Raw genomic sequence first — 21,325 nt, 5'->3', positions numbered from 1 at the left:
TGGGTTCGCGGGACCGTTGGCGCCATGGATGGCGCCATCGAGCCCCCATGGACGGGTTTACGGCGTGTCCCGCGAACCCATCCTGCCTGGCCCAATCGCATGAAACGCATTCCGCGACCAAGCCACGAGGGGCTGCGCCGTTGGCTGGAAACCTACGGCCACCAGCCGTGCCCGAACCGGGCGTAATGATCCGCCGCGCGCTCGAACGGATTGCGCGCGCTCACCCCGCCGCAGAGCAGGTACACCGGCAGGTACAGCGGCCCCAGCACCAGATACTGGTAAACATGCGCGCGCTCGTGGTCGTCCAGCCGGATCAGCGGCTCCACGCCCCACCCGGCCTGATGCGCATAGGTGCGGCAGCACATGCCCAGGTCGTGCCCGGTATGCAGGATCACATTGCCCAGCGTGATCGCCCCGCCCGGCCCCCACGGCCAGTGATCGAAGATGAGCGCACAGTCGCGGGCGCTCCAGCGCAGCGTCGCCCCACCCAGCAGGCCCGCCAGGCCACCGATCAGCCCGATCAGCGTATTGGGCAGCGTCCATACCGCGCCCAGCACCTGCAGCGCGCGTAGCCAGAGCGGTACGGGGTGGGAGGTGGTGTTCAATCCGCCTCGTTGGGTATCAGCAGCCACAGGATCAGGTAGACGAGGATGCCGGGAAAGGCCGCCGAGCCGATCGATACCAGCACGAACACGATGCGTACCAAGGTGGGATTCCAGCCGAAGCGGTGGGCGATGCCGCCCATCACCCCGGCAATCATGCGGTCGTTCAGTGAACGCGACAGCGTGCGTGGCGTGGTGTTCATGGCGGCATCTCCTCGGAAACCAGAATGTGCAGTCGAGCGTGGCCCGACTCTACACCCCGGCCATGTCTACGGCGTGCGTTGGCGCAGGGCCTGCAGGCGGGCACCGAACCAGGCCGCAGCGGTCTGTTCAGGCTGTCCGGGGCATTGGATGCGATAGGGCTTGCCGCTCATGCTGCTCTGGATGGCGGCGCGTTCGATGAACTGCTCGGCGCTGTCCACCTTGTCCTTCTTCAGCAGGTAGTCGTACTTGCGCTGCAGGTGCGCGCGCGCATCGGGGCCGTCGTACCAGCTGCCGTTGCGCTGGAACTTGCACGGCGAGCCGTCGAGGCTGGAGATCAACTGGGCGATCTCGCGTTGCGCCTGCGGGCCGGGGGCGGCGTGGGCGACGGGCGCGGCGAGCAATGCGGCCAGGATCAGGAGAGGGTGTCGGGACATTTCCGGGTTCCATGAAGTCGAGCAAGCTCGACGCTACGCGTCGCGCGCCTTCAGCCAACCATCAATGGTGGCCGGCACTTCGCGCTGCGCGCGCCCGGACACGTATATGCCGATATGGCCGCCGCGGAAACTGGACTCGGTGTAGTCCTCGGTGCCCAGTCGCCCGCGCATCGCGCGCGACGCATCCGGTGGCACCAGATGGTCCTGCTCGGCGTAGATGTTCAGCACCGGCAGGGTCACCTGCGACAGATCCACCGCCTCCTCGCCGATCCGCACCGTTCCGTTCACCAATCCATTGCCCTGGTAGAACTGCTTGATGAAGTCACGGAACGCTTCGCCTGCCAGATCCGGTGAGTCGAAGATCCACTTCTCCATGCGCAGGAAATCCTCCAGCGCGGCCTTGTCATCGAGGATGTCGAGCAGGCCCACGTACTTCTGCACGTTCAGGCGGAACGGCTTGAGCATCAGGTAGCTGGCATTCATCAGATCGGCCGGGATATTGCCCAGCGTGTCGACCAGCAGGTCCACGTCCACCTGCCGCGCCCAGTGCGAGAGCATGTTGTCGGCGGTCTGGAAATCGACCGGGGTGACCATGGTGATCAGCTTGCCCAGCTTGTGCCGGCGCAGCGCGGCGTAGCACAGCGCGAACACGCCGCCCTGGCAGATGCCGAGCAGGTCCACCGGTCCACCACTGCGCTGGCGCAGCACGTCCACCGCGCCATCGACATAGCGCAGCAGATAGTCCTCCAGGGTCTGGAAGCGTTCGGAGCGGTCCGGGTAGCCCCAGTCCAGCACGTACACGTCCTGGCCCAGCGCCAGCAGCTTCTGCACCAGTGAGCGATCAGCCTGCAGATCGACCATGTACGGGCGGTTGACCAGCGCGTAGACAATCAGCAACGGCGTGCGCCGGGTCGGCGCCTGTTCGCCGACGAAGCGGTATAGCACCACCTTGCCGTCGCGCCAGACCTCCTCGCGGGCGGTCACGCCATAATCCACGTCCTCCACCTGCGGCAGCAGCGTGAGCCCTTCCAGCAGCTTGCGCTGCATGGCCAGGGTTTCCTGCATCAGGTCGTCGGCGTTGAAGCCCAGCGGTCCCTTCATCGGTCACGCATCCGTGACGAGGTGCGGGCGGCGGCCTTCTTCGCAGGCGCTTTCTTTGCGGGCACTTTCTTTGCAGGCGACTTGCTGGGGGCCGCCTTGTTGGCAGGTACGGCCTTCTTCGCCGCCTTGCGCGCGGCCGGCTTCACTTTCGCCGGAGCCGGCTGCGCTACTGGATCCACGGCGGCGGTACCCGCCAGCACCGCCACCTGCGCCTGCAGCCGACGCAGGCTGCGCTCCAACTCGGCGATGCGGCGGTGTGCGGCGTCCATCTCGCTGCGGGTCGGCAGGCCGATGCGCTCGCTCATCTGTTCCACCTCGCGCTGCAGGCCGGCGCGCAGGCGCATCTGTGCGTTGCCCAGCGAGGCATACACCTGCTGGAACGGCTCGGACATGGCGACCTTGGCGTAGGCCTCTTCGGCCACTTCGATCCACAGGTCGAACATCGCGCGGGCGCTGGTCAATTGGCTGCCAGGCTGCTCGTGCTGGGCCAGGCGCTTTTCGAACAAGGCGAAGGCCTCGTCCAGCGCCTGCTTGATCTGTTCGACGTAGGCGCGCGAATGCTGCTGGTATTCCTCCTGCGCGCGCAGCAGCGCCTGCCAGCGCGCCTGGTGCTCACGGCCCGGACCAAACGCCGGGCTCTGCAGCCACGGGCCCGCCTGCAGCTGGAACTGCTGCAGCCAGGCGGCGAACTCGGGCACGGCGGCGCCTGCGTGGGTGCTGCCACGAGCGCCCTGCAGCATCCACTGCAGCATGCCATCGCCCTGCCCCTGCACCGCCTCGCGCCAGGCCTGGGCCACGTCGGCGCTGCTGGCGTCGCGGCCGGCGAATCGCGCGGCCACGTCCTGCATGGTGCCGTACCAGCTGCCGGCCTGTTCGCGGAACCGGCGCACCGCGTCTTCCGGCGCGCCCGGCCCCTGTTCGGGCAGCAGTTGGCCCCACCCGTCGAACAGCCGCTGCCAGCTGCCCGGGCCGTCGCCAGCCGGGGCGCCAGGCGTCGCCGCGTGGCGCAGTGCATCTCCCCAGGCGCCGAAGTACTGCCGGGCCAGGGCTTCGAAATCGCTGCTGCCGGCGTCGTGGGCCGAGCTGGTCATCGCAGGCCTCCGCAGGGCTGGGTCATGGCTTGGGAATACGCAGGGTCTTGCTGATCATCAGCGACCCGGACAGGGCGAACAGCAGCACCATCGGGTGCAGCTGCCACGGGCCGATCTGCCATTGGCCGAACCAGATCTCCTGGCCGATGGCGCCGGTGCCTGCCGCGATCGCCAGCACGATCACCAGTACCAGGCTGGTCGGGATCGGGGTGCCCTCGAAATACGTGACCTTGCCCTCGTCGCCCGTCATTGCCTCGGCGGTGACGTTGTAGCGCGCCAGGCGGCTGACGCCGCAGCAGACAAAATAGCTCAGCACCAGCCAGTCCCACCCGCCCTGCATGCCGCAGGCATAGGCCAATGCGGCCGGGGCCACACCGAAGGAGATCACGTCGGACAGCGAATCCAGCTCGCGGCCCAGGGTGGAGCTGGATTTGCGCCAGCGCGCGATGCGCCCGTCCAGCGCGTCGAAGATGAAGGCCAATGGGATCAGTGCCATGCCAAACATCAGGTAGCCGCGCTCGCCGTCCTGCAGGAAGCGCATTGCGGCGAACACCGCACCGGTGCCGCAGAAAGCATTGGCCAAGGTGAACCAGTCGGCCAGCTGGAATTCGCGCAGCATCGAGAAGTGACGTTTCATGGGGTCTCACGGAGCATCAAGGCCCACAGGTTACCGCGAGCGCCGCCGCTGGCGACAGCACTGGCCGCGCCGATCCTTCACCGCTCCCTCACCTGTCCTCACCGGCGGTGAATTTTTCGCCACCCATCTTGACAGCCTAGGGGGGTGGCGCCTGTCGCCGCTTATCCACAAAGTTGCCCACGCGTAATCCACACCCCCTGTGGACAACCAGATCTCACCGACTGCGACGCTGGACATTTCCTCATCACCCTGAAGCGGGGTTCCCCTACTTCCCAAGCTGCGAAGGCAGCGCTATGGTCATCGGCGGACCCCGCCGCCGCCACGTCCAGATTCCCGCGACGGACGATGATGATGCTGGATGCTTCCACCCTGGCCGCACAGCTGCGGCACCCCCATGGTGACGCCGCGCAGGCCGTGGCCGAATCGATGAACCGCAGCAACGGTGCGCTCAACCGCGCTGCGATCGGTCTGCTGGCGGTGACGTCTGGCGAACGGGTGCTGGAGATCGGCCCCGGCAACGCTGCCTTTGCGCCGCTGCTTCTGCAGGCCAGCGACAGCCGCTACCTGGGCATCGAGCTGTCCACCGCCATGGTCGAGGCCGGCAACCGGCGACTCGCCACCGCCGGGCTCGCCGAGCGGGCCGGGATGCGCCATGGCGACGCCCATGCCCTGCCGATCGCCGATGCCGCGATGGACGCGGCACTGGCCGTCAACACCCTGTACTTCTGGCCAGACCTGGCGCCGGTGCTGGACGAACTGGCGCGGGTCGTGCGCCGGGGCGGCCGGCTATGCCTGGCCTTCGGCGATGCCGCCTTCATGCGCAGCCTGCCGTTCACCGCCGATTTCCAGCTGCACGAACTGGATGCGGTGGAGCTGGCGCTGCGTGTCGCCGGGTTCAACGTTTCTGCCTGGCGCAGCCATCGGGAAACCGCGCCCGGCAACGATGGCCAGGCCCGCGAAAAGCACTTCCATCTGCTGTTGGCACAGCGGCGCTGAACCGGACTGCCGGCCAGCGGCCGGCACTACCCAGCCTGCACCCGCCGCCAGCGAGCAACACAGAACATCTGCATCACCAGTGGCCGGCCCACCGCAGCCGCCGCAACGACTGTGATCCGACCGCGTGGTAGAGCCGGCCGCTGGCCGGCTGCCCGGAACGTTACGGGTTGCCGGCCAGCGGTCGGTACTACCCGCCTTGCACCCGTCGCCGCCAACGCGCGAAACAGAACACCTGCATCACCAGCATTGCCAGCAACCCCAGCGGCCACGCCCACCACACGCCGGTCAGCCCATGCTGCGCCTGCAACCACATCGCCAGCGGCAGTTCCACCAGCAATACCGCCAACATGCCCAGCAACGCCGGCAGCAGTACCGTCCCGCTGCCACGCATCACCCCGACCAGCACCGCGGTGACACCCATTGCCAGCACGCCCCAGACCACCGTGCGCAGCTGCAGCGCGGCCAGTTCGCGCACCTCCGGCGCCGCCAGGATCAGACCGGTCAGCCAGGGCGCCAACGCCATCACCAGCATCACCACTGCCGCCAGCAATAGCAGCCCCAGCAGCACGCCGGTGCGGGCGATGGCCGGCAACCGCGCGGCACGCCCCGCGCCCATCGCGTGGGCCGCAAGGATGGTGGCGGTGATGCCCAGTGACATCGCCGGCAGCTGCACCCAGCTCATCAACTGGTTGACCGCACCGTAGGCCGCCGTGGCCGTATAGCCATAGCGGTTGATCCAGCCCAGCAACACGATCTCGGCAATCGCCAGGCTGAACATCTGCAGCGAGGACGGTACGCCGATGCGCAGCATCGAGCGGATCAGCCCCCCATCGAAGCGGATGGCGCGCAGTAGATCATGGCCCGGCGCCAACGGGTGTGCCAGACGATGCCAGCGCCACAGCAACCAGACCAGGGCCAGCAGCGAAGCGAACACCGCCGAGACCGCTGCACTGGCCACACCCAGCCGCGGCAGGCCGGCCCAGCCCAGGATCAGCAGCGGCGTGCACAACAGGCCCACCGCTGTGGCCAGCAGCAGCGCGTACAGCGGCGTCTTCGCATCGCCTACCGCGCGGCTCACGGCGGTCGCCAGCCACAGCAGGAAGAAGGCCGGCGCCCCCAGCATCAGCACGCGCGCATAGGCGATGGCCTCGTCCAGGATCGGTGCCGGCGTACCCAGTGCTGCCAGCAGCTGCGGCGCGAAGAGGCCGCCCACCGCCATCACCAGCACCGACAACGACAGCACCAGCGCCACCGCGCTGCCTGCCACCGCTCGCGCCTGGTGTGGCCGACCCGCGCCCCAGGCCTGGCCGATCAGCACCATCGCACCAGTCGCCAGGCCCATCACCAGCGCCAGCAGCAGGAAGAAGGCCGGGAAGAATGCGGCGGCGGCGGCCACGGCCTGCGTGCCAAGCAGGTGCCCCAGATAGATGTTGTCCAGTGTGCCTGCGGCCAGCTGCAGCGCATTGGTCAGCAGCATCGGAAGCAGCAGGGTCATATAGGTGCGCCACAGCGGTGGGGCAAGCGGCGCAGCAGGACGTGCAGGAGGGTTCATCGGAGTCTCTGGGCAAGGCGCTGCCCTGCCCGGCATTTCAGCCAGCAAAGAGCGCGCACGAATGGAACGGGCCGTGGCCCGCGATCAGGTGAAGCGGTCGCTCAGCGAGCGCGGGGTATCTCAGCCGTCTGCAGTGCCTGCAGGGTCATCGAACGCCAGGCGCAGGGCATGCGTGCGCACGTCGTCGGGCCACGCATGCAATGCCGTTTCAAAACCCGCGCGGTCATGCGCGAACAGGAGGCGGATGGCGTCCTCGAAGCCCGGCAGGTCGCCGCCGATGGTCTGCAGGAAGTGATAGGCACGCTCGCTGTCCCGGCGCTGCCGGTCCCTGTCCGCGCCGGCACGGCTGGCCGTTTCCACCAGCTTGCGCAGGACCACCGAGGCCCCACCCGGCTGTTCGGCCAGCCACGCCCAGTGCCGCGGCAGCAGTGTCACTTCGCGGGCAACCACGCCCAGCTTGGGTCGACCGCGGCCACGTGGGGTTGCAGGCGTATCGTCGAACGGGGTTTCCGGATCCGCTTTCACGGCCGGCGGGAACGCATCGGCCACCCGCGCCAGCAGCTGCGCGTCCGTGCCGCGCGTATCGAAATCGCGGGTGCGGCCGGTGGCGTTGTCGAACACCAGCAGCGGACCGGCGGCGTTGTCGGCGCGCAGCTGTTTCAGTGCCAGCGCGGCGACTTCCGGGGTACCGGACGCCACCAGGCGATGGCCATCGAAACAGCTGAACGGAGGAAGTCGAGACGCAGGCATGGCAAGGGCACCGGAGGCGATGCACAAATATTGCCCGGGTAATTTGCGACTGTCAATATTGCCCGGGTATTAATTGACAGGAAGAGCGTGCCAACCAAGGTTGGCACCCACCTGAAAGGTTGGCACCCACCGATTCGCCGGGTCACAGCCGGCTGAAGGACCAGCTCACCATGCGGCCGTCCTTGTACGGCATCACGCCGTGGAACGGGCGCGGATCGGCATCGAACACCAGCGGCAGGAAATGGCGGTCGCCCTCCCACATCGGCAGCGTGTCCAGCTTGTCCAGCTCCACCCACTCCAGCGTGCCTTCGTGGTTGCCACCGTGCGGAGTACCTTCGAAGCCATCGATGACGAACACGAAGCCGAGCCAATCCTCGCCGTGCTTGCCGAAGCCGGGCCAGCTGATGGTGCCGCGCAGGCGCATGCCAGTGCAGTCGATGCCGGCCTCCTCCTGGATCTCGCGGCGCATGCTGGCAGCCACGTCCTCGTCCGCTTCGATCTTGCCGCCCAGCCCGTTGTACTTGCCCAGGTGGTGGTCTCCCGGGCGGGTATTGCGGTGGATCATCAGCACCTGGCGACGATCAGGCGAAAGCACGTAGCCCAGGGTGGCGACGATCGGGGTGTACGGCATGGGGCAGCATCCAGCGGCAGGTCAGCCCCGGATTATGGCCGATCAGCGCACCAGCGACAGGCGGCGCTCGGCCGGCGTGGGGGTGCCGTCGGGATCGCGACGCAGGGTGGCGACACCGTGGCCGCGCTCGGCCAGGTATTCCAGCCACTTGCCGAGGAAGGTGTTCATCCGCATGCGGTGGCTGATCAGCTCTGCCGGCGGCGGATACAGGCCCATGGTGTCCTGCCAGCGGCGGCCCACGTAGCAGTGGGTGGTCTCGGCCTGGCGCGCGTCGCGGTACAGGCGCACATAGGCCGACGGATCGGGCTCGCCGGTGACCGGGTCGGCCAGGTCGTAGGTCAGGCGCAGTTCCACCGTGTAGCGGTGGCATTCGATCACATCCAGGCGCACGTCCAGGCCGTCGCCGATCGAGGAAATGTAGCTACCCGCCACCAGTCCGGCCGGTTCGAACAGGCGCACCAGATGCCGGTAATTCTCCGCGTACAGGCCCATGAGCCAGCTGAGCCGGCTCAGGCGGGGAATGCGTTCGGTGCGGGGCAAGGCTCGGGCCATGGGTCGATCCTACACGTTGGTGCTTCAACGTGGGGGCGCACACGTGCAAGCCAACCCCTGGGTAGTGCCGGCCGCTGGCCGGCAGCCCTCCGTCGCGGCCAAGTGTTCATCGACCCGCCGGGCAGCGGCCGGCTCTACCAGACCAGGATCAATACAGCTCGCGCTGCAGCCCCAGCGTGGCCAGCACCTTGCTGGAAATTTCCTCGATCGATGTATGCGTGGTGCTCAGGGTCGGGATGCGCTCCATCTGGAACATCACCTCGGCCGCAGCCACCTCACGCTTGCAGGTATCCAGGTTGGCGTAGCGCGAGTTCGGGCGGCGTTCCTGGCGGATCTGCTGCAGGCGGTCCGGGTCGATGGTCAGCCCGAACAGCTTGCGCCGGTAGTTGCGCAGGCGCGGCGGCAGGCGGTCGCTTTCCAGGTCTTCGTCGGTCAGCGGGTAGTTGGCCGCGCGCACGCCGTAATGCAGAGCCAGGTAGATGCAGGTGGGCGTCTTGCCGGCGCGCGACACCGCCACCAGGATCACGTCGGCATCGTCGTAGTTCACCGCGATGCCGTCGTCGTGGGTCAGGGCGAAGTTCATCGCGTTGATGCGGCGGTGGTAGGTGTCGAAATCGACCATGCCGTGGGCCTGGCCCACCCGGTTCAGCCGCGAGCTGGCCAGCTCGCGCTCCAGCGGCTCGATGAACGGTGCGAACACATCCAGCATCAGCGCCCCGCTGTCGGCCAGGATCAGGCTCAGGCTCTGGTCTACGCAGGAGTTCACCACGATCGGCCGGACCTGGTACCGCTCCCCTGCCGCCTGGATCCGGGCACAGGCTTCACGCGCCTTTTCGGGGTCGTCGACAAACGACATGCGGTCGGTAATGAAGCTGAACCCGGAGAACTGGGTCAGCAGGCTATGCCCAATGGTTTCAGCGGTGATACCGGTTCCATCGGAAACGTAGAACACCGGACGGATGGTCGACATGCGCGCTTTTACCCCCTACGAAGCCTAAAAAGGCCGCCAGCACAAGCTTGTGCCGACGGTGGTCTGCCCGGCATCATATCGGCTTCTTCCTACGGACGCGGCCATTCCAGCCCGCCTCGGGCGATGGCCAAACGGAGCATCGCGCTTGAACGAGAACATCCTGTGGTTGCACGAACTGCGTCTGGCCGATCTGGCCCGCGTAGGCGGCAAGAATTCGTCGCTGGGCGAGATGATCGGCAACCTTGCCGGTCTGGGCGTGTCGGTGCCGGGCGGTTATGCCACCACCGCTGAAGCCTTCAAGGACTTCATCGCGCACAACGATCTGTCCAAGCGCATCTTCGACAAGCTGGCGACGCTTGACGTCGAGGACGTCAACGCGCTGACCGCAGCCGGCAAGGAAATCCGCACCTGGGTGATCGATGCCCCGCTGCAGCCGCAGCTGGACCAGGACATCCGCACCGCCTACGCCCAGCTGAGCGCCGACAACGGCGGCGGCGATGTGGCCGTGGCCGTGCGTTCGTCGGCCACCGCCGAGGATCTGCCGGATGCGTCCTTCGCCGGCCAGCAGGAAACCTTCCTCAACGTCACCGGCGCCGACGATGTCGTGCACAAGGTCAAGGAAGTGTTCGCCTCGCTGTACAACGACCGTGCCATCGCCTATCGCGTGCATCACGGTTTCAAGCACGAAGACGTGTTCCTGTCCGCCGGCGTGCAGCTGATGGTGCGTTCGGGCGTCGGTTCCTCCGGCGTGCTGTTCACCCTGGACACCGAGTCCGGCTTCCGCGACGTGGTGTTCGTCACCTCTTCGTTCGGCCTGGGCGAAATGGTCGTGCAGGGCGCGGTCAACCCGGACGAGTACTACGTCTACAAGCCCACCCTGCAGGCCGGCAAGCCGGCGATCCTGCGCCGCTCGCTCGGCAGCAAGGCGATCCGCATGGTGTATTCGGATGTCCCCGGCGAGCGCGTCAGGATCGAGGACACCCCGGCCGAACTGCGCAACACCTTCTCGATCAGCGACGAGGACGTGCAGGAACTGTCCAAACAGGCCCTGGTCATCGAAAAGCACTACGGCCGCCCGATGGACATCGAGTGGGCCAAGGACGGTGTCAGCGGCAAGCTGTTCATCGTGCAGGCGCGCCCGGAAACGGTGAAGTCGCGCAGCCACGCGACCCAGATCGAGCGCTTCGCGCTGACCGAGAAGGGCGGCAACGTGCTGGCCGAGGGCCGCGCCGTCGGCGCCAAGATCGGTTCGGGCGTGGCCCGCGTGGTCAAGACGCTGGACGACATGAACCGCGTGCAGCCGGGCGACGTGCTGATCGCCGACATGACCGACCCTGATTGGGAGCCGGTGATGAAGCGCGCCTCGGCCATCGTCACCAACCGCGGTGGTCGCACCTGCCACGCCGCGATCATCGCGCGCGAGCTGGGCGTGCCGGCCGTGGTCGGTTCAGGCAACGCGACCAAGGTCATCGAAGATGGCCAGCTGGTTACCGTCAGCTGCGCTGAAGGCGATACCGGCTTCATCTACGAAGGCAAGCTCGGCTTCGAGCGCACCACCACCGATCTGGGCAACATGCCGCCGGCACCGCTGAAGATCATGATGAACGTGGCCAACCCGGAACGTGCCTTCGACTTCGGCCAGCTGCCGAACGCCGGCATCGGCCTGGCCCGCCTGGAAATGATCATCGCCAGCCACATCGGCATCCACCCGAACGCGCTGCTGGAGTACGATCGCCAGGACGCGGCGACCAAGAAGAAGATCGACGAGAAGATCGCCGGCTACGGTGATCCGGTCAGCTTCTACGTGGACCGCCTGGCTGAAGGCATCGCCACCCTCACCGCCTCGGTCGCGCCGAACGCCGTGATCGTGCGCCTGTCGGACTTCAAGTCCAACGAGTACGCCAACCTGATCGGCGGCAGCAACTACGAGCCGCACGAAGAGAACCCGATGATCGGCTTCCGCGGCGCCAGCCGTTACGTCGACCCGAGCTTCTCGGCCGCCTTCGCGCTGGAGTGCAAGGCCGTGCTGCGCGTGCGCAACGAAATGGGCCTGGACAACCTGTGGGTCATGATTCCGTTCGTGCGCACCCTGGAAGAAGGCCGCAAGGTCATCGAGGTGCTGGAACAGAACGGCCTGAAGCAGGGCGAGAACGGCCTGAAGATCATCATGATGTGCGAAGTGCCGTCCAACGCACTGCTCGCCGATGAGTTCCTGGAGATCTTCGACGGCTTCTCGATCGGCTCCAACGACCTGACCCAGCTCAGCCTGGGCCTGGACCGCGATTCGTCGATCGTCGCGCACCTGTTCGACGAACGTAACCCCGCGGTGAAGAAGCTGCTGTCGATGGCGATCAAGTCGGCACGTGCCAAGGGCAAGTACGTCGGCATCTGCGGCCAGGGCCCGTCCGATCATCCGGATCTGGCCGAATGGCTGATGCAGGAAGGCATCGAGTCGGTGTCGCTGAACCCGGACACCGTGGTCGATACCTGGCTGCGCCTGGCCAAGCTGAAGGCCAACGGCTGATGCCCTGAAGGCCGCAGGCTGACGTCGTGTTCATCGGCGTCGGCCCATACTGCTGCTGCACGCAAGCCCCGCCTCTGCGGGGCTTCGTGTTTCTGGCGTCCCTGGACGCTCTGCCCTTCGCAGCACAGGACTTTCGCATGATCACCGCCACAGCGCCCGCCCCCGCCGCAACGCCCTGGTTCCATTCGCTCGACTGGGAGCGCCTGCTGGAAACCTACGGTGTGCCGTTGCTGGCCGCCATTGTCGTGCTGCTGGTCGGCATGTGGGTGGCGCGACGCCTGTCCAATGCAATGCCGCGCGCCACCGCGCGGATGGGCGTGGACCCGATGCTGGGCAGCTTCCTGCGCAACGTGGTGTACGCCGCATCGCTGGTGATCGTGGTGGTGCTGGCGATCGGCACGCTGGGCGTGCAGATCACCCCGCTGCTGGCCGTGCTCGGCACCGCCGGCCTGGCCGTGGGCCTGGCGCTGAAGGACTCGCTGTCCAACATCGCATCGGGTGTGATGCTGGTGACGCTGCGCCCGTTCCGGGTCGGCGATGTGGTCACGGTGGCCGGGCAGACCGGCACCGTGCGCGAAGTGCGCATCTTCCAGACCGTCATCACGGGCGCCGACAACCAGCACACCACCATTCCGAACACGCTGATTACCGCCGCACCTATCATCAACCTGACTGCCGAACCGACGCGCCGCGTCGAGCTGGTGATCGGCATCGGCTACGAGGACAACATCCAGCTGGCGCGCGATACCGCGCTGGCACTGATGAAGGCCGATCCGCGCGTGCTGCAGACGCCGGTACCGGACGTGGTGGTGTACGAGCTGGGCGCGCATGCCATCAACCTGGGCATCCGCTGCTACGTGAAGTCGGCCGACTGGTTCGGCACCAAAGTCACGCTGCTGGAACAGCTCAAGCTGGGCTTCGACAAGGCCGGCATCAACATTCCGTATCCGCAGCAGGACATGCACCTGTACCTGCATGGCAAGGATGGCGGCGTGGTCGAGGCCGATGCATTGGTGCGCGACAAGCCCTGACGCACAACGGTAGTGCCGGCCGCTGGCCGGCATCACCACAGGCAGCACCGGGAATGCCGGCCAGCGGCCGGCACTACCAGGAACCGCGCAGACCGGCCATCGGCCGTCAGGCCTCGACGGCCGCTTCCAACGCCGGATAATCAATGAACCCGGCGGCACCACCACCGAAGAACGTCGCCCGATCCGGTTGGTTCAATCCGGCACCCGCGCGCAGACGCTTGGGCAGATCCGGATTGGCGATGAACGGCCGGCCGAAGCCGATCAGGTCGGCCCAGCCTTCAGACAGCGCCTGCTCGGCGCGCTCAGCGGTGTACTTGCCGGCATAGATCAGCGTGCCCGGGTAGACCATGCGCAGTGCCTGCTTGAACGCGACCGGCATCAGCGGCGCATCGTCCCAGTCGGCCTCGGCGACATGCAGGTAACCCACACCCAGTTCGCCCAGCAGGTGCGCGGCCGCCAGGTAAGTCGCCTGCGGCGTATCGTCCACCGCGCCCTGCAGGGTGGTCAGCGGCGCCAGGCGCACGCCGACGCGCTCACCACCGGCCACCGCCACCACCGCCTGCACCACCTCGCGCAGGAAGCGCAGCCGGTTCTGCAACGCACCACCATAGCTATCGGTGCGCTGGTTGGCCTGCGAGTCGATGAACTGGTTGATCAGGTAGCCATTGGCGCCATGCAGTTCGACGCCATCGAAGCCGGCGGCCAGTGCATTGCGGGTGGCCTGCGCGTAGTCGGCGATGATGCCCGGAATCTCATCCTCTGCCAGTGCACGCGGCATCGAGTGCTGGATCATTTCGCCCACGCCGGCTTCCGGACCTGCGCCGGTCGGGTCGACGAATACCTTCACGCCTTCGGCCAGCAACGCCGAGGACGACACCGGCGCCACGCCACCGGGCTGCAGGGCCACGTGCGAAACACGACCGACGTGCCACAGCTGCGCGTAGATGCGGCCACCGGCGGCATGCACTGCGTCAGTGACCTGGCGCCAACCCCGCACCTGCTCATCGCTGTGGATGCCGGGCGTCCAGGCATAACCCTGGCCCTGCGGGCTGATCTGGGTACCTTCGCTGACGATCAGGCCGGCGCTGGCACGCTGCGCGTAGTAGGCAGCCATATCCGAGGTGGCGACGTTGCCGTCCGCTGCACGCGAGCGTGTCATCGGCGGCATCACGATGCGGTTGGGCAGGGTCAGGGCGCCCAGGCGGTGGGGGGTGAACAGCATGGCGGCAATCTCTTGCGGGGGGAGTACCGGCAAGGATGGGGATGCAGGCCACAGCACAACAGGCGCATCGTGGCAAAACAGTTGTGCCCGGCAGGCAAGGATCACCCGCCATCAGTACTCATCCACGCATGGCGTGGCTCTACTCCAGGCTGGGCTCGATCCTGATCGCACCGTGCGCCACCCGGTCATAGCAGGCGCGCACCACGTCTTCGCCGTACTTGCGTTCCAGCCGGCGCACTATGAAGTGGCCGCGCGCCATGTCCTGGTAGTAATCGGTGAACATGGTGTTGAGCGTTGCACCGGCTGCCGCACCCACGATCGGCACCGCCTGTGCGGCGAACTTTTCGGTCACCACCACGCCGAAACGCGCGGCCACCTTCTCCACCATCTTCGCCAGCAGCTTGCCGGCTTCCTTCGGCGCCACGCCCAGGGTCAGGTCGCGACCGGTCACCACGCGCCCGGCCAGTTCGGCCGACAGGTGCCGCATCACGTCGGTGGTGAAGCCGCGGGCCAGGTAGTAACCGGTCTCGCTGGCGTCATCGCGCGGCGAGTTGCCGCCCAGCGCGAACACCTCCAGGCAGGCCTGGCGGGTACTGAACTCGGACAGGTCGAATCCCTCGCTCCGGGCCACGTCGGCCACCGCGCGCATCATGATGGTGGTCGACACCGGCAACTCGATGAACAGGGCGGCGAAGCCAAAGGCCCCGCCAACCGCACCCGAGGTCGCCGCTGCCAGCTTGTGCCAGCGCGTGGAGGCGCCCTTGCCGGGGCTGTTGTCCATGCTCCACAGCGCCGCCTGCGCCGACTTGGACAGCGCCGCCTGCACCGCGCCATGGATACGGCCGGAGACCGCCTTGGGCAGCGCCTTCACCGCAAATTCCAGCGGCGTGCCGACCAGGTTGGCCATGCGCGCGGTCAGGGTCGGCGCTTCCAGCAGGGTTACCGCCCGCTGCAGGTCGGACCAGTCGCGGGCATCGTGGGCGATGTCGCGGGGAAGCAGGATGGGCTCGTTCATGGCGCCGATCTTAGCGCCAGGGAGTTGAACGGAGGATAGTGCCGGCCGCTGGCCGGCAACCTGATACACGTCACAAAGGCCGCTGAATTGCCGGCCAGCGGCCGGCACTACCAGTTCGCGTATCACCCGGTAGCGCCGGGCCATGCCCGTTGGCGTCGTTCAAGCAGTCGGCAGGCCCGACAGCGCGCCCATGAACTGGCGGTAGTGGCGCAGCTCGGCGATCGAATCATGCACATCGCTCAGCGCGGTATGGTTGCTGTTCTTGCCGACCCCGGCCGCCACGGTCGGCGCCCAGCGCTTGGCCAGTTCCTTCACCGTGGACACGTCCAGGTTGCGGTAATGGAAGTACTTCTCCAGGCGCGGCATCTGGCGATGCAGGAAGCGGCGGTCCTGGCAGATGGAGTTGCCGCACATCGGCGACAGGCCGGCCGGAATCCACTGTGCCAGGAAGTTCACCGTCTGCGCCTCGGCCTGGCCAAGCGTGGTGGTACTGTCCACCACACGCTGCCACAGGCCCGAACGGCGGTGCTGGTTGCGGTTCCACTCATCCATCGCCTCCAGCGTTTCCACCGGGTGATGAATGGCGAACTCCGGCCCTTCGGCCAGCACGTTGAGCTGGGCGTCGGTGACCACGGTGGCAATCTCGATGATCGAATCGTTGTCGGTATCCAGCCCGGTCATTTCCAGGTCGATCCAGATCAGTCGTTCGTTGGCCGCGCCGTTGTCCGCCATTGTGTCGCCTCGTTGCTGGGCAGGCGCGCGGCCTACCGGATAGGGAAAGAGGCGCCCATCATACCCGTTCGCCGTTCAGCCCTCGTCGGCGTGGTCTTCCAGCAGCAGCGGCGGCTTGCCCCGCTTGGCACGGAAATAATTGGTCAGGCGCGTGCTGGCTTCCTTGGCCAGGACGCCGCCGTGGATCTCGACGCGGTGATTGTGGCGGGCGTCGCCGAGCAGATCGAACACGCTGCCACACGCCCCGGTCTTGGGATCGCTGGCCCCGTAGACCAGGCGCGAGACACGCGCATGCACGATCGCCATCGCGCACATCGCACACGGTTCCAAGGTTACGTACAGGGTGCTGCCAAGCAGCCGATGATTGGACAGCACCTTGCCCCCCACCCGCATGGCCACGATCTCGGCGTGCGCGCTGGGATCATGCGAAGCGATGTTGAGATTCCAGCCCTCGCCCAGCAGCTGGCCATCGGCGCCGACCAGCACCGCCCCCACCGGGATCTCGTCGAACTCGCGCTGCGCGCGTTCGGCCAGCGCCAGCGCATGGCGCATCCAGTGCTCATCGGCGTCGTGCACCGGTACACCCAGGGTGTCGGTCATGGCGGTTCTCGCGTCGTTGCTGGGCCAGGATGGCCGCCGGGTCGGTAGTGTACGCCCCGGCTCGTGCAGGCGTCGCTAACGCGCGTCGAAGCGATCGCGGGCCGCATCCAGTGCGGGAAAGTTGTGCTCGGCCCAACGGTCCAGCGCAGCCAGCGTGTCGACCAGGCTGCGCGCGACCTCGGTCAGCCGGTACTCCACGTGCAGCGGCTTGCTGCCCCGGTCGCAGCGCTCGACCAGGCCGTTGCGCTCCAGTTGCCGCAGGGTCTGGGTCAGTACCTTCTGCGAGAGGCCTTCGATCTTCCGCAGCAGCGCGCCATTGCGCATCGGGCCCTGTGCCAAGGCAGGCAACAGCAGCATCACCCACTTGCCGGAAATCAGCGCCAACGCATCACGCGCCGAGCAGTCCGCCGCATAGACATCGCCGGGAAAGGCCATGGTTACCTCAAGGTGCCTAATTGCCGGGGTGCGCCGGCCTCGCGAGGATGGTCGCACACTCCAACACGCCCTTTCCGCATGCACGCCCTGATCCTGCTGGCCCATCCCGAACCGCGCTCGTTCAATGCCCATCTGGCTGCCCAGGCAACCGAGCAGCTGCAGCATGAAGGCCTGCAGGTGGACATGATCGACCTGTACGCGGACGCCTTCGATCCGCTGGAAGCGGCCCATCACCATCCGCAGCGCCTGCAGCCCGGCCCCTTCGATGCGCAGCGCGAGCAGCGGCACAGCGCCGAACAGGGACAGCTACCGGCCGAGGTGCAGCGCCACCTGCGCCTGCTGCAGGCCACCGACCTGCTGATCCTGCAGTTCCCGCTGTGGTGGTTCGCGGCTCCGGCCATGCTGAAGGGCTGGCTGGACCGCGTACTGGTCTACGGACCGGTCTACAACAGCCGGCAGCGCCACGAGCACGGCGTGATGCGCGGCAAGCGCGCGTTGCTGAGTGTCACCACCGGCTCATCGGCGCGGGCGTGCGCGGTGGACGGCCGCGAGGGCGACACCCGGCTGCTGCTGTGGCCGTTGATGTACAGCCTGCGCTACGTCGGCTTCGAGGTGATGCAGCCGCACGTGGTGCATGGTGTGCGTTCCAGGCTTCCGCCCGAACGTGTGCAGGCACACGATGCCGCGCTGGAGGCCGCCACCGGCAACTACCGTAAACGGCTGGCGCACTGGCAACAATGGCCGAGCGTGCCGTTCAACAACAGCGAGGACTTCGAGGAGGGCGTCGTGCTTCATGCGGACGCAACCGCGTTCAGCCCCTTCATCCGCCATCGCAACGGGGAATGAATCCACGCCTGCAGCCATCGCCCGGAATCTGCATACTGCACATTCTTCCGAAGCACCTTGGTGACCCATGACCACCCTGCGCCCCTCGCGCGCCGACGACGGCGCCGCCCTCGTCGACCTGTGGCGTCGCGCCGTCGACGCCACCCACGACTTCCTCAGCGCCGAAGACCGCCAGGCCATCGATGCAGAAGTGGCCGGTTTCCTGCCGAAGGCGCCGATGACCGTCGCCGCTGATGCTCAGGATCGCCCACTGGGTTTCATGCTGATCGACGGCACCCACATGGAAGCACTGTTCATCGACCCGGACGTGCGTGGCACCGGCATCGGCCGGCAGCTGCTGCAGCATGCACTGGCCCTGCATCCGCAGCTGAGCACCGACGTCAACGCGCAGAACGCGCAGGCCGTGGGTTTCTACCGGCGCATGGGCTTTGTCGAAACCGGACGCTCACCTGTGGATTCACAGGGGCGCCCGTATCCGTTGATCCATCTGCGGCACAACGGCTGACATTCTCCGGCAGCCGCCGCGTGCTAGCGTGGCCGCTTCGAATCGAGGAATGCCGTGCATGGATGGTGCAAAAGCCCTGTTGACCCTGTTCGCGCTGGGCATCAGCCTGGTCTGGATCCTGGTGCCGTTCGCCATCTTCGCCGTGCGCAATCTGTTGCGCGAGGTGCTGGTCGAGCAGCGCCGCACCAACGAACTGCTTGAGCATATCGGCGGCTACCGCATTCCCAGGCCGCAACCCGAACCAACCGCCTGGCGCGCGCCCTGAACAGGAGCGCGCCAGGCCCGGCTCAGGAGGTGGCCTCGAATGCCGGTGAGTACTGCACCTCGCCCTGCGCCATCGGTGGGCGCAGGCAGAGGGCCTGGAAGTACTCCGCGGGCACGCCCGGCAGTATCAGGCCTGGTTCGGCGCGGAAACCGAAGCGTCCGTAATAGCCCGGTTCGCCCAGCAGCACGCAGCCCCGTGCTCCCTGCTGGCGCAGGGTTTCAAGCGCGGCACGCATCAGCCCCGCACCGATGCCCTGCCCTTGCCATCCGGGCAATACCGAGATCGGACCGAGGCCGAACCAGCCGCTACTGCCATCGCTGATCGCCACCGGCGAAACCGCGACATGGCCAACCCGCTCGCCATCGACCTCGGCCACCAGCGAAACCGCCAGCTCACCACGCGAGCGCAGTGCATCGACGATGAAGTGTTCGGTGTGGCTGCTGTGCTCGGCGGTAGCGAAGGCTGCGGCTGTCAGCGCATGGATGGCGGCGATGTCGGCCGCGGCTTCATTGCGGAGGGTGTAGTTCAAGGGGCACCTCGATCGATGCGGCGCACCCGGGCAGCGGGTACGCGGTGAGGGAAAAGGATCGCCATGGCGCGCATCAGCGATTGTCCAGCTGCGGGCGCACCGCAACCAGTCCAGCGCGGTTGATGCGGTAGGGACGACCGTCATGCGAACTGATCAAGCGCTTGTTCTTCAGCTTCTTGAAGACGGCCAGCGTGCAATCGCTCAGCAACAGGCCTTCACGATTGAAGCATTCAACGCTGCGGACACGGCCAGAGCCGTCGCGGCTGAAGGCAATGCAGCCGCCCTGGGCGAGAACGTGCAACGTCCTCTGCTCCGCTCGGGAGATATTCATGGGAAGAGAGATCCTGCGTAATCGGAAATGCGGACGACACGGGCTGCCAACGGCACCCGGCCAGGGGAACACGCATTCGATAACCACTCCCGGCAGACACACGGGAAGGGTTATCCGATGACGGCAATCTCCAACATGAAAAACCACACTCGGCAGGCGCCTGCGTGCTGCAGGCACGCGCACGTTACCCAGCCGCCTGCGGCGGGTCAACCTCGGCACCAACGCGATTGGGCGATAATTTATCTTTCATCCGCAGGAGCCGACGATGGTCTGGGCAGCATCGGCGCGCGCATCCGCCAGCACCCACTGGCCCTCAACGTAAAGCTCGCCGACATCGCCATCCGCGCCGACTGTGCCGGTGGACGCGGCACACACGTCGATGGCGCTGCTCAGCGTACGCGAGGGGTGCTTGCCGAAGGGGAGGCACAGATGGCACCGATGCAACCCCGGCACCACCGGTCAAACGCTGATTCTTGGCCATGGGCACTGATCACTGCTGCGGTGCAGCAGTACAATGGGCGGCTCCCCTCGTCCCCATCGCGCCCCCGCATGAGCCCCAACTCTTCCCTGGCTGCGCGGCTGACGCCCCGTCAGCGCACCCTGATCATTCTCGCCTTGTCACTGGGCGGCTTCGCCATCGGCACCAGCGAGTTCGCCAGCATGGGCCTGATGCTGGAGATCAGCCGGGGCCTGTCGATCTCTGAAACCCAGGTCGGCCACCTGATCAGCGCCTACGCCATCGGCGTGGTGGTCGGTGCGCCGATCCTGGCGTTCGTCGGCGCCAGTTTCCCGCGCCGCAAGCTGCTGCTGGCGCTGATGGGCTTCTATGCCGTCGGCAACCTGGCCAGCGCGCTGGCGCCGAACTACGCCACCATGCTGCTGGCGCGCTTCGTCGCCGGCCTGCCGCACGGCGCCTACTTCGGCGTGGCGATGCTGGTGGCTGCGGCGATCAGCCCCGCCGGCCAGCGCGGCCAGGCGATGTCGCGCGTGCTGCTCGGCCTGTCGATCGCGATCCTGGTCGGCAATCCGCTGACCACCTGGCTGGGCCAGCAGCTGAGCTGGCGCACCGCCTTCGCCCTGGTCAGCCTGCTGGCCATCGCCACCGTGGTGATGATCGCGCGCTTCCTGCTGCCCGATCCGGACGAGGTGCGTACCTCGCCGATGCGCGAGCTGCGCGCCTTCAACACCACCCAGGTGTGGCTGGCGCTGGCGATCGGTGCGGTCGGTTTCGCCGGCATGTTCTGTGTGTTCACCTACCTGGCACCAACCCTGGTGCAGGTCACCGGCGTGGCCGAATCGTGGATGCCGCTGGCGGTGGGCGTGTTCGGCATTGGCGCGATCATCGGCAACATTGCCGGTGGCTGGCTGGTGGACAAATTCCACTTCAAGGCCGCCGCCGTGGTGCTGCTGTGGTCGATCGTGATGCTGTTGCTGTATCCGCTGGCCGCGCAGTCGGTGTGGACGATCGGCCCGATGATCATCACTGTCGGCACCATGGGCGCGCTGGCGGCGGTGCTGCAGACCCGCCTGATGGACGTGGCCGGCGAAGCGCAGACGCTTGCCGCCGCTTCCAACCATGCCGCGTTCAACACCGCCAATGCGCTGGGCCCCTGGCTGGGCGGCATGGCGATCAGCGCCGGCTTCAGCCCGGCCAGCACCGGCTACGTCGGCGCCGCCACCGCCCTCGGCGGCCTGCTGCTCTGGGGCGTGGCGGTGATGCTGGACAGGAAGCGCAGGCACGCCGTCGCCGGCAGCCACTGAGCATCGCGC

25 protein-coding genes are annotated in these 21,325 nt (G+C 67.0%); 7 read left to right on the top strand and 18 right to left on the bottom strand.

All coding sequences use genetic code 11. The features are described 5' to 3' along the window. Nucleotides 1–152: 152 nt before the first annotated feature. The 6 genes from SSKA14_RS10945 to SSKA14_RS10920 all read right to left on the bottom strand — a co-directional run bounded on the left by SSKA14_RS10945 (nt 153) and on the right by SSKA14_RS10920 (nt 4,069). On the bottom strand, nt 153–605 hold the full coding sequence (locus SSKA14_RS10945; RefSeq protein WP_040007472.1) for a hypothetical protein: 453 nt from the start codon (nt 603–605) through the stop codon (nt 153–155). Then, nucleotides 602–805 (bottom strand): PspC domain-containing protein, encoded by a 204-nt coding sequence (locus SSKA14_RS10940; protein ID WP_006374017.1) that lies wholly within the window; start codon nt 803–805, stop codon nt 602–604. The genes SSKA14_RS10945 and SSKA14_RS10940 overlap by 4 nt, the downstream gene beginning before the upstream one ends. A gap of 66 nt (nt 806–871) precedes the next feature. Continuing rightward, on the bottom strand, nt 872–1,240 hold the full coding sequence (locus SSKA14_RS10935; RefSeq protein ID WP_008266457.1) for a YfeK family protein: 369 nt from the start codon (nt 1,238–1,240) through the stop codon (nt 872–874). A gap of 33 nt (nt 1,241–1,273) precedes the next feature. Beyond that, nucleotides 1,274–2,341 carry a class III poly(R)-hydroxyalkanoic acid synthase subunit PhaC gene (gene phaC, locus SSKA14_RS10930; protein ID WP_008265454.1) on the bottom strand — a complete coding sequence of 356 codons (1,068 nt, stop codon included), beginning with the start codon at nt 2,339–2,341 and terminating at the stop codon, nt 1,274–1,276. Then, nucleotides 2,338–3,432 (bottom strand): class III poly(R)-hydroxyalkanoic acid synthase subunit PhaE, encoded by a 1,095-nt coding sequence (gene phaE / locus SSKA14_RS10925; protein WP_008265690.1) that lies wholly within the window; start codon nt 3,430–3,432, stop codon nt 2,338–2,340. The genes phaC and phaE overlap by 4 nt, the downstream gene beginning before the upstream one ends. Nucleotides 3,433–3,454: 22 nt before the next feature. Further along, nucleotides 3,455–4,069 (bottom strand): phosphatidylcholine/phosphatidylserine synthase, encoded by a 615-nt coding sequence (locus SSKA14_RS10920; RefSeq protein WP_006452013.1) that lies wholly within the window; start codon nt 4,067–4,069, stop codon nt 3,455–3,457. A 345-nt stretch (nt 4,070–4,414) separates the two neighbouring features. Here SSKA14_RS10920 and SSKA14_RS10915 point away from each other — a divergent pair, with 345 nt between their 5' ends. Then, nucleotides 4,415–5,065, top strand: a complete 651-nt coding sequence (locus tag SSKA14_RS10915) for a class I SAM-dependent methyltransferase (RefSeq protein ID WP_008265303.1) — start codon at nt 4,415–4,417, stop codon at nt 5,063–5,065. A 187-nt stretch (nt 5,066–5,252) separates the two neighbouring features. Here SSKA14_RS10915 and SSKA14_RS10910 read toward each other — a convergent pair whose 3' ends face one another. The 5 genes from SSKA14_RS10910 to SSKA14_RS10890 all read right to left on the bottom strand — a co-directional run bounded on the left by SSKA14_RS10910 (nt 5,253) and on the right by SSKA14_RS10890 (nt 9,520). Further along, complete coding sequence (locus tag SSKA14_RS10910) at nt 5,253–6,617, bottom strand: MATE family efflux transporter (RefSeq protein WP_040007467.1); 1,365 nt, start codon at nt 6,615–6,617, stop codon at nt 5,253–5,255. 120 nt (nt 6,618–6,737) lie between these two features. Further along, on the bottom strand, nt 6,738–7,367 hold the full coding sequence (locus tag SSKA14_RS10905) for a DUF2239 family protein (RefSeq protein WP_008268742.1): 630 nt from the start codon (nt 7,365–7,367) through the stop codon (nt 6,738–6,740). A 142-nt stretch (nt 7,368–7,509) separates the two neighbouring features. Next, a complete protein-coding gene (locus SSKA14_RS10900) occupies nt 7,510–7,998 on the bottom strand; it encodes an 8-oxo-dGTP diphosphatase (RefSeq protein WP_008267611.1) in 489 nt (162 codons plus the stop codon). Between the two features lie 42 nt (nt 7,999–8,040). After that, nucleotides 8,041–8,550 (bottom strand): DUF1249 domain-containing protein, encoded by a 510-nt coding sequence (locus SSKA14_RS10895; RefSeq protein WP_040007465.1) that lies wholly within the window; start codon nt 8,548–8,550, stop codon nt 8,041–8,043. A gap of 148 nt (nt 8,551–8,698) precedes the next feature. After that, the gene (locus SSKA14_RS10890) at nt 8,699–9,520 is read right to left on the bottom strand and encodes a pyruvate, water dikinase regulatory protein (protein ID WP_008267950.1); all 822 of its coding nucleotides are present in this window, start codon (nt 9,518–9,520) and stop codon (nt 8,699–8,701) included. Nucleotides 9,521–9,665: 145 nt separating this feature from the next. Between SSKA14_RS10890 and ppsA the strand changes: the two genes are divergently transcribed. Further along, nucleotides 9,666–12,044: a phosphoenolpyruvate synthase gene (gene ppsA, locus SSKA14_RS10885; RefSeq protein WP_008267432.1), complete on the top strand. Its 2,379-nt coding sequence runs from the start codon at nt 9,666–9,668 to the stop codon at nt 12,042–12,044. Nucleotides 12,045–12,181: 137 nt separating this feature from the next. Beyond that, on the top strand, nt 12,182–13,075 hold the full coding sequence (locus SSKA14_RS10880; protein WP_008267805.1) for a mechanosensitive ion channel domain-containing protein: 894 nt from the start codon (nt 12,182–12,184) through the stop codon (nt 13,073–13,075). Nucleotides 13,076–13,181: 106 nt separating this feature from the next. Here SSKA14_RS10880 and SSKA14_RS10875 read toward each other — a convergent pair whose 3' ends face one another. The 5 genes from SSKA14_RS10875 to SSKA14_RS10855 all read right to left on the bottom strand — a co-directional run bounded on the left by SSKA14_RS10875 (nt 13,182) and on the right by SSKA14_RS10855 (nt 17,079). Next, nucleotides 13,182–14,297: an alkene reductase gene (locus SSKA14_RS10875; protein ID WP_008265723.1), complete on the bottom strand. Its 1,116-nt coding sequence runs from the start codon at nt 14,295–14,297 to the stop codon at nt 13,182–13,184. A 139-nt stretch (nt 14,298–14,436) separates the two neighbouring features. Next, nucleotides 14,437–15,312 (bottom strand): EcsC family protein, encoded by an 876-nt coding sequence (locus SSKA14_RS10870; protein WP_008266681.1) that lies wholly within the window; start codon nt 15,310–15,312, stop codon nt 14,437–14,439. A gap of 159 nt (nt 15,313–15,471) precedes the next feature. Continuing rightward, the gene (gene orn, locus SSKA14_RS10865) at nt 15,472–16,044 is read right to left on the bottom strand and encodes an oligoribonuclease (protein ID WP_008268480.1); all 573 of its coding nucleotides are present in this window, start codon (nt 16,042–16,044) and stop codon (nt 15,472–15,474) included. Nucleotides 16,045–16,119: 75 nt separating this feature from the next. Next, nucleotides 16,120–16,644 carry a tRNA adenosine(34) deaminase TadA gene (gene tadA, locus SSKA14_RS10860; protein ID WP_008264975.1) on the bottom strand — a complete coding sequence of 175 codons (525 nt, stop codon included), beginning with the start codon at nt 16,642–16,644 and terminating at the stop codon, nt 16,120–16,122. Nucleotides 16,645–16,719: 75 nt separating this feature from the next. Further along, nucleotides 16,720–17,079 carry a helix-turn-helix domain-containing protein gene (locus tag SSKA14_RS10855; RefSeq protein ID WP_008265377.1) on the bottom strand — a complete coding sequence of 120 codons (360 nt, stop codon included), beginning with the start codon at nt 17,077–17,079 and terminating at the stop codon, nt 16,720–16,722. 78 nt (nt 17,080–17,157) lie between these two features. Between SSKA14_RS10855 and SSKA14_RS10850 the strand changes: the two genes are divergently transcribed. The 3 genes from SSKA14_RS10850 to SSKA14_RS10840 all read left to right on the top strand — a co-directional run bounded on the left by SSKA14_RS10850 (nt 17,158) and on the right by SSKA14_RS10840 (nt 18,695). Beyond that, nucleotides 17,158–17,925: an NAD(P)H-dependent oxidoreductase gene (locus SSKA14_RS10850; RefSeq protein WP_008266154.1), complete on the top strand. Its 768-nt coding sequence runs from the start codon at nt 17,158–17,160 to the stop codon at nt 17,923–17,925. A gap of 67 nt (nt 17,926–17,992) precedes the next feature. Then, nucleotides 17,993–18,430: an acetyltransferase gene (locus tag SSKA14_RS10845; RefSeq protein WP_008266268.1), complete on the top strand. Its 438-nt coding sequence runs from the start codon at nt 17,993–17,995 to the stop codon at nt 18,428–18,430. Between the two features lie 58 nt (nt 18,431–18,488). Further along, nucleotides 18,489–18,695 (top strand): hypothetical protein, encoded by a 207-nt coding sequence (locus SSKA14_RS10840; protein WP_006452125.1) that lies wholly within the window; start codon nt 18,489–18,491, stop codon nt 18,693–18,695. A gap of 22 nt (nt 18,696–18,717) precedes the next feature. Here the strand turns inward: SSKA14_RS10840 and SSKA14_RS10835 are convergent, their stop codons facing one another. Further along, nucleotides 18,718–19,224, bottom strand: a complete 507-nt coding sequence (locus tag SSKA14_RS10835) for an N-acetyltransferase (protein ID WP_008268708.1) — start codon at nt 19,222–19,224, stop codon at nt 18,718–18,720. Between the two features lie 73 nt (nt 19,225–19,297). Beyond that, nucleotides 19,298–19,555: a YjhX family toxin gene (locus SSKA14_RS10830; protein WP_040007459.1), complete on the bottom strand. Its 258-nt coding sequence runs from the start codon at nt 19,553–19,555 to the stop codon at nt 19,298–19,300. A 549-nt stretch (nt 19,556–20,104) separates the two neighbouring features. Here SSKA14_RS10830 and SSKA14_RS10820 point away from each other — a divergent pair. Then, nucleotides 20,105–21,316: an MFS transporter gene (locus tag SSKA14_RS10820; RefSeq protein WP_008266719.1), complete on the top strand. Its 1,212-nt coding sequence runs from the start codon at nt 20,105–20,107 to the stop codon at nt 21,314–21,316. Nucleotides 21,317–21,325: the final 9 nt, after the last annotated feature.

It is taken from the genome of Stenotrophomonas sp. SKA14 (assembly GCF_000158575.1).
Classification (GTDB): domain Bacteria; phylum Pseudomonadota; class Gammaproteobacteria; order Xanthomonadales; family Xanthomonadaceae; genus Stenotrophomonas; species Stenotrophomonas forensis.
This window is presented reverse-complemented; position numbering and strand designations above follow the sequence as displayed.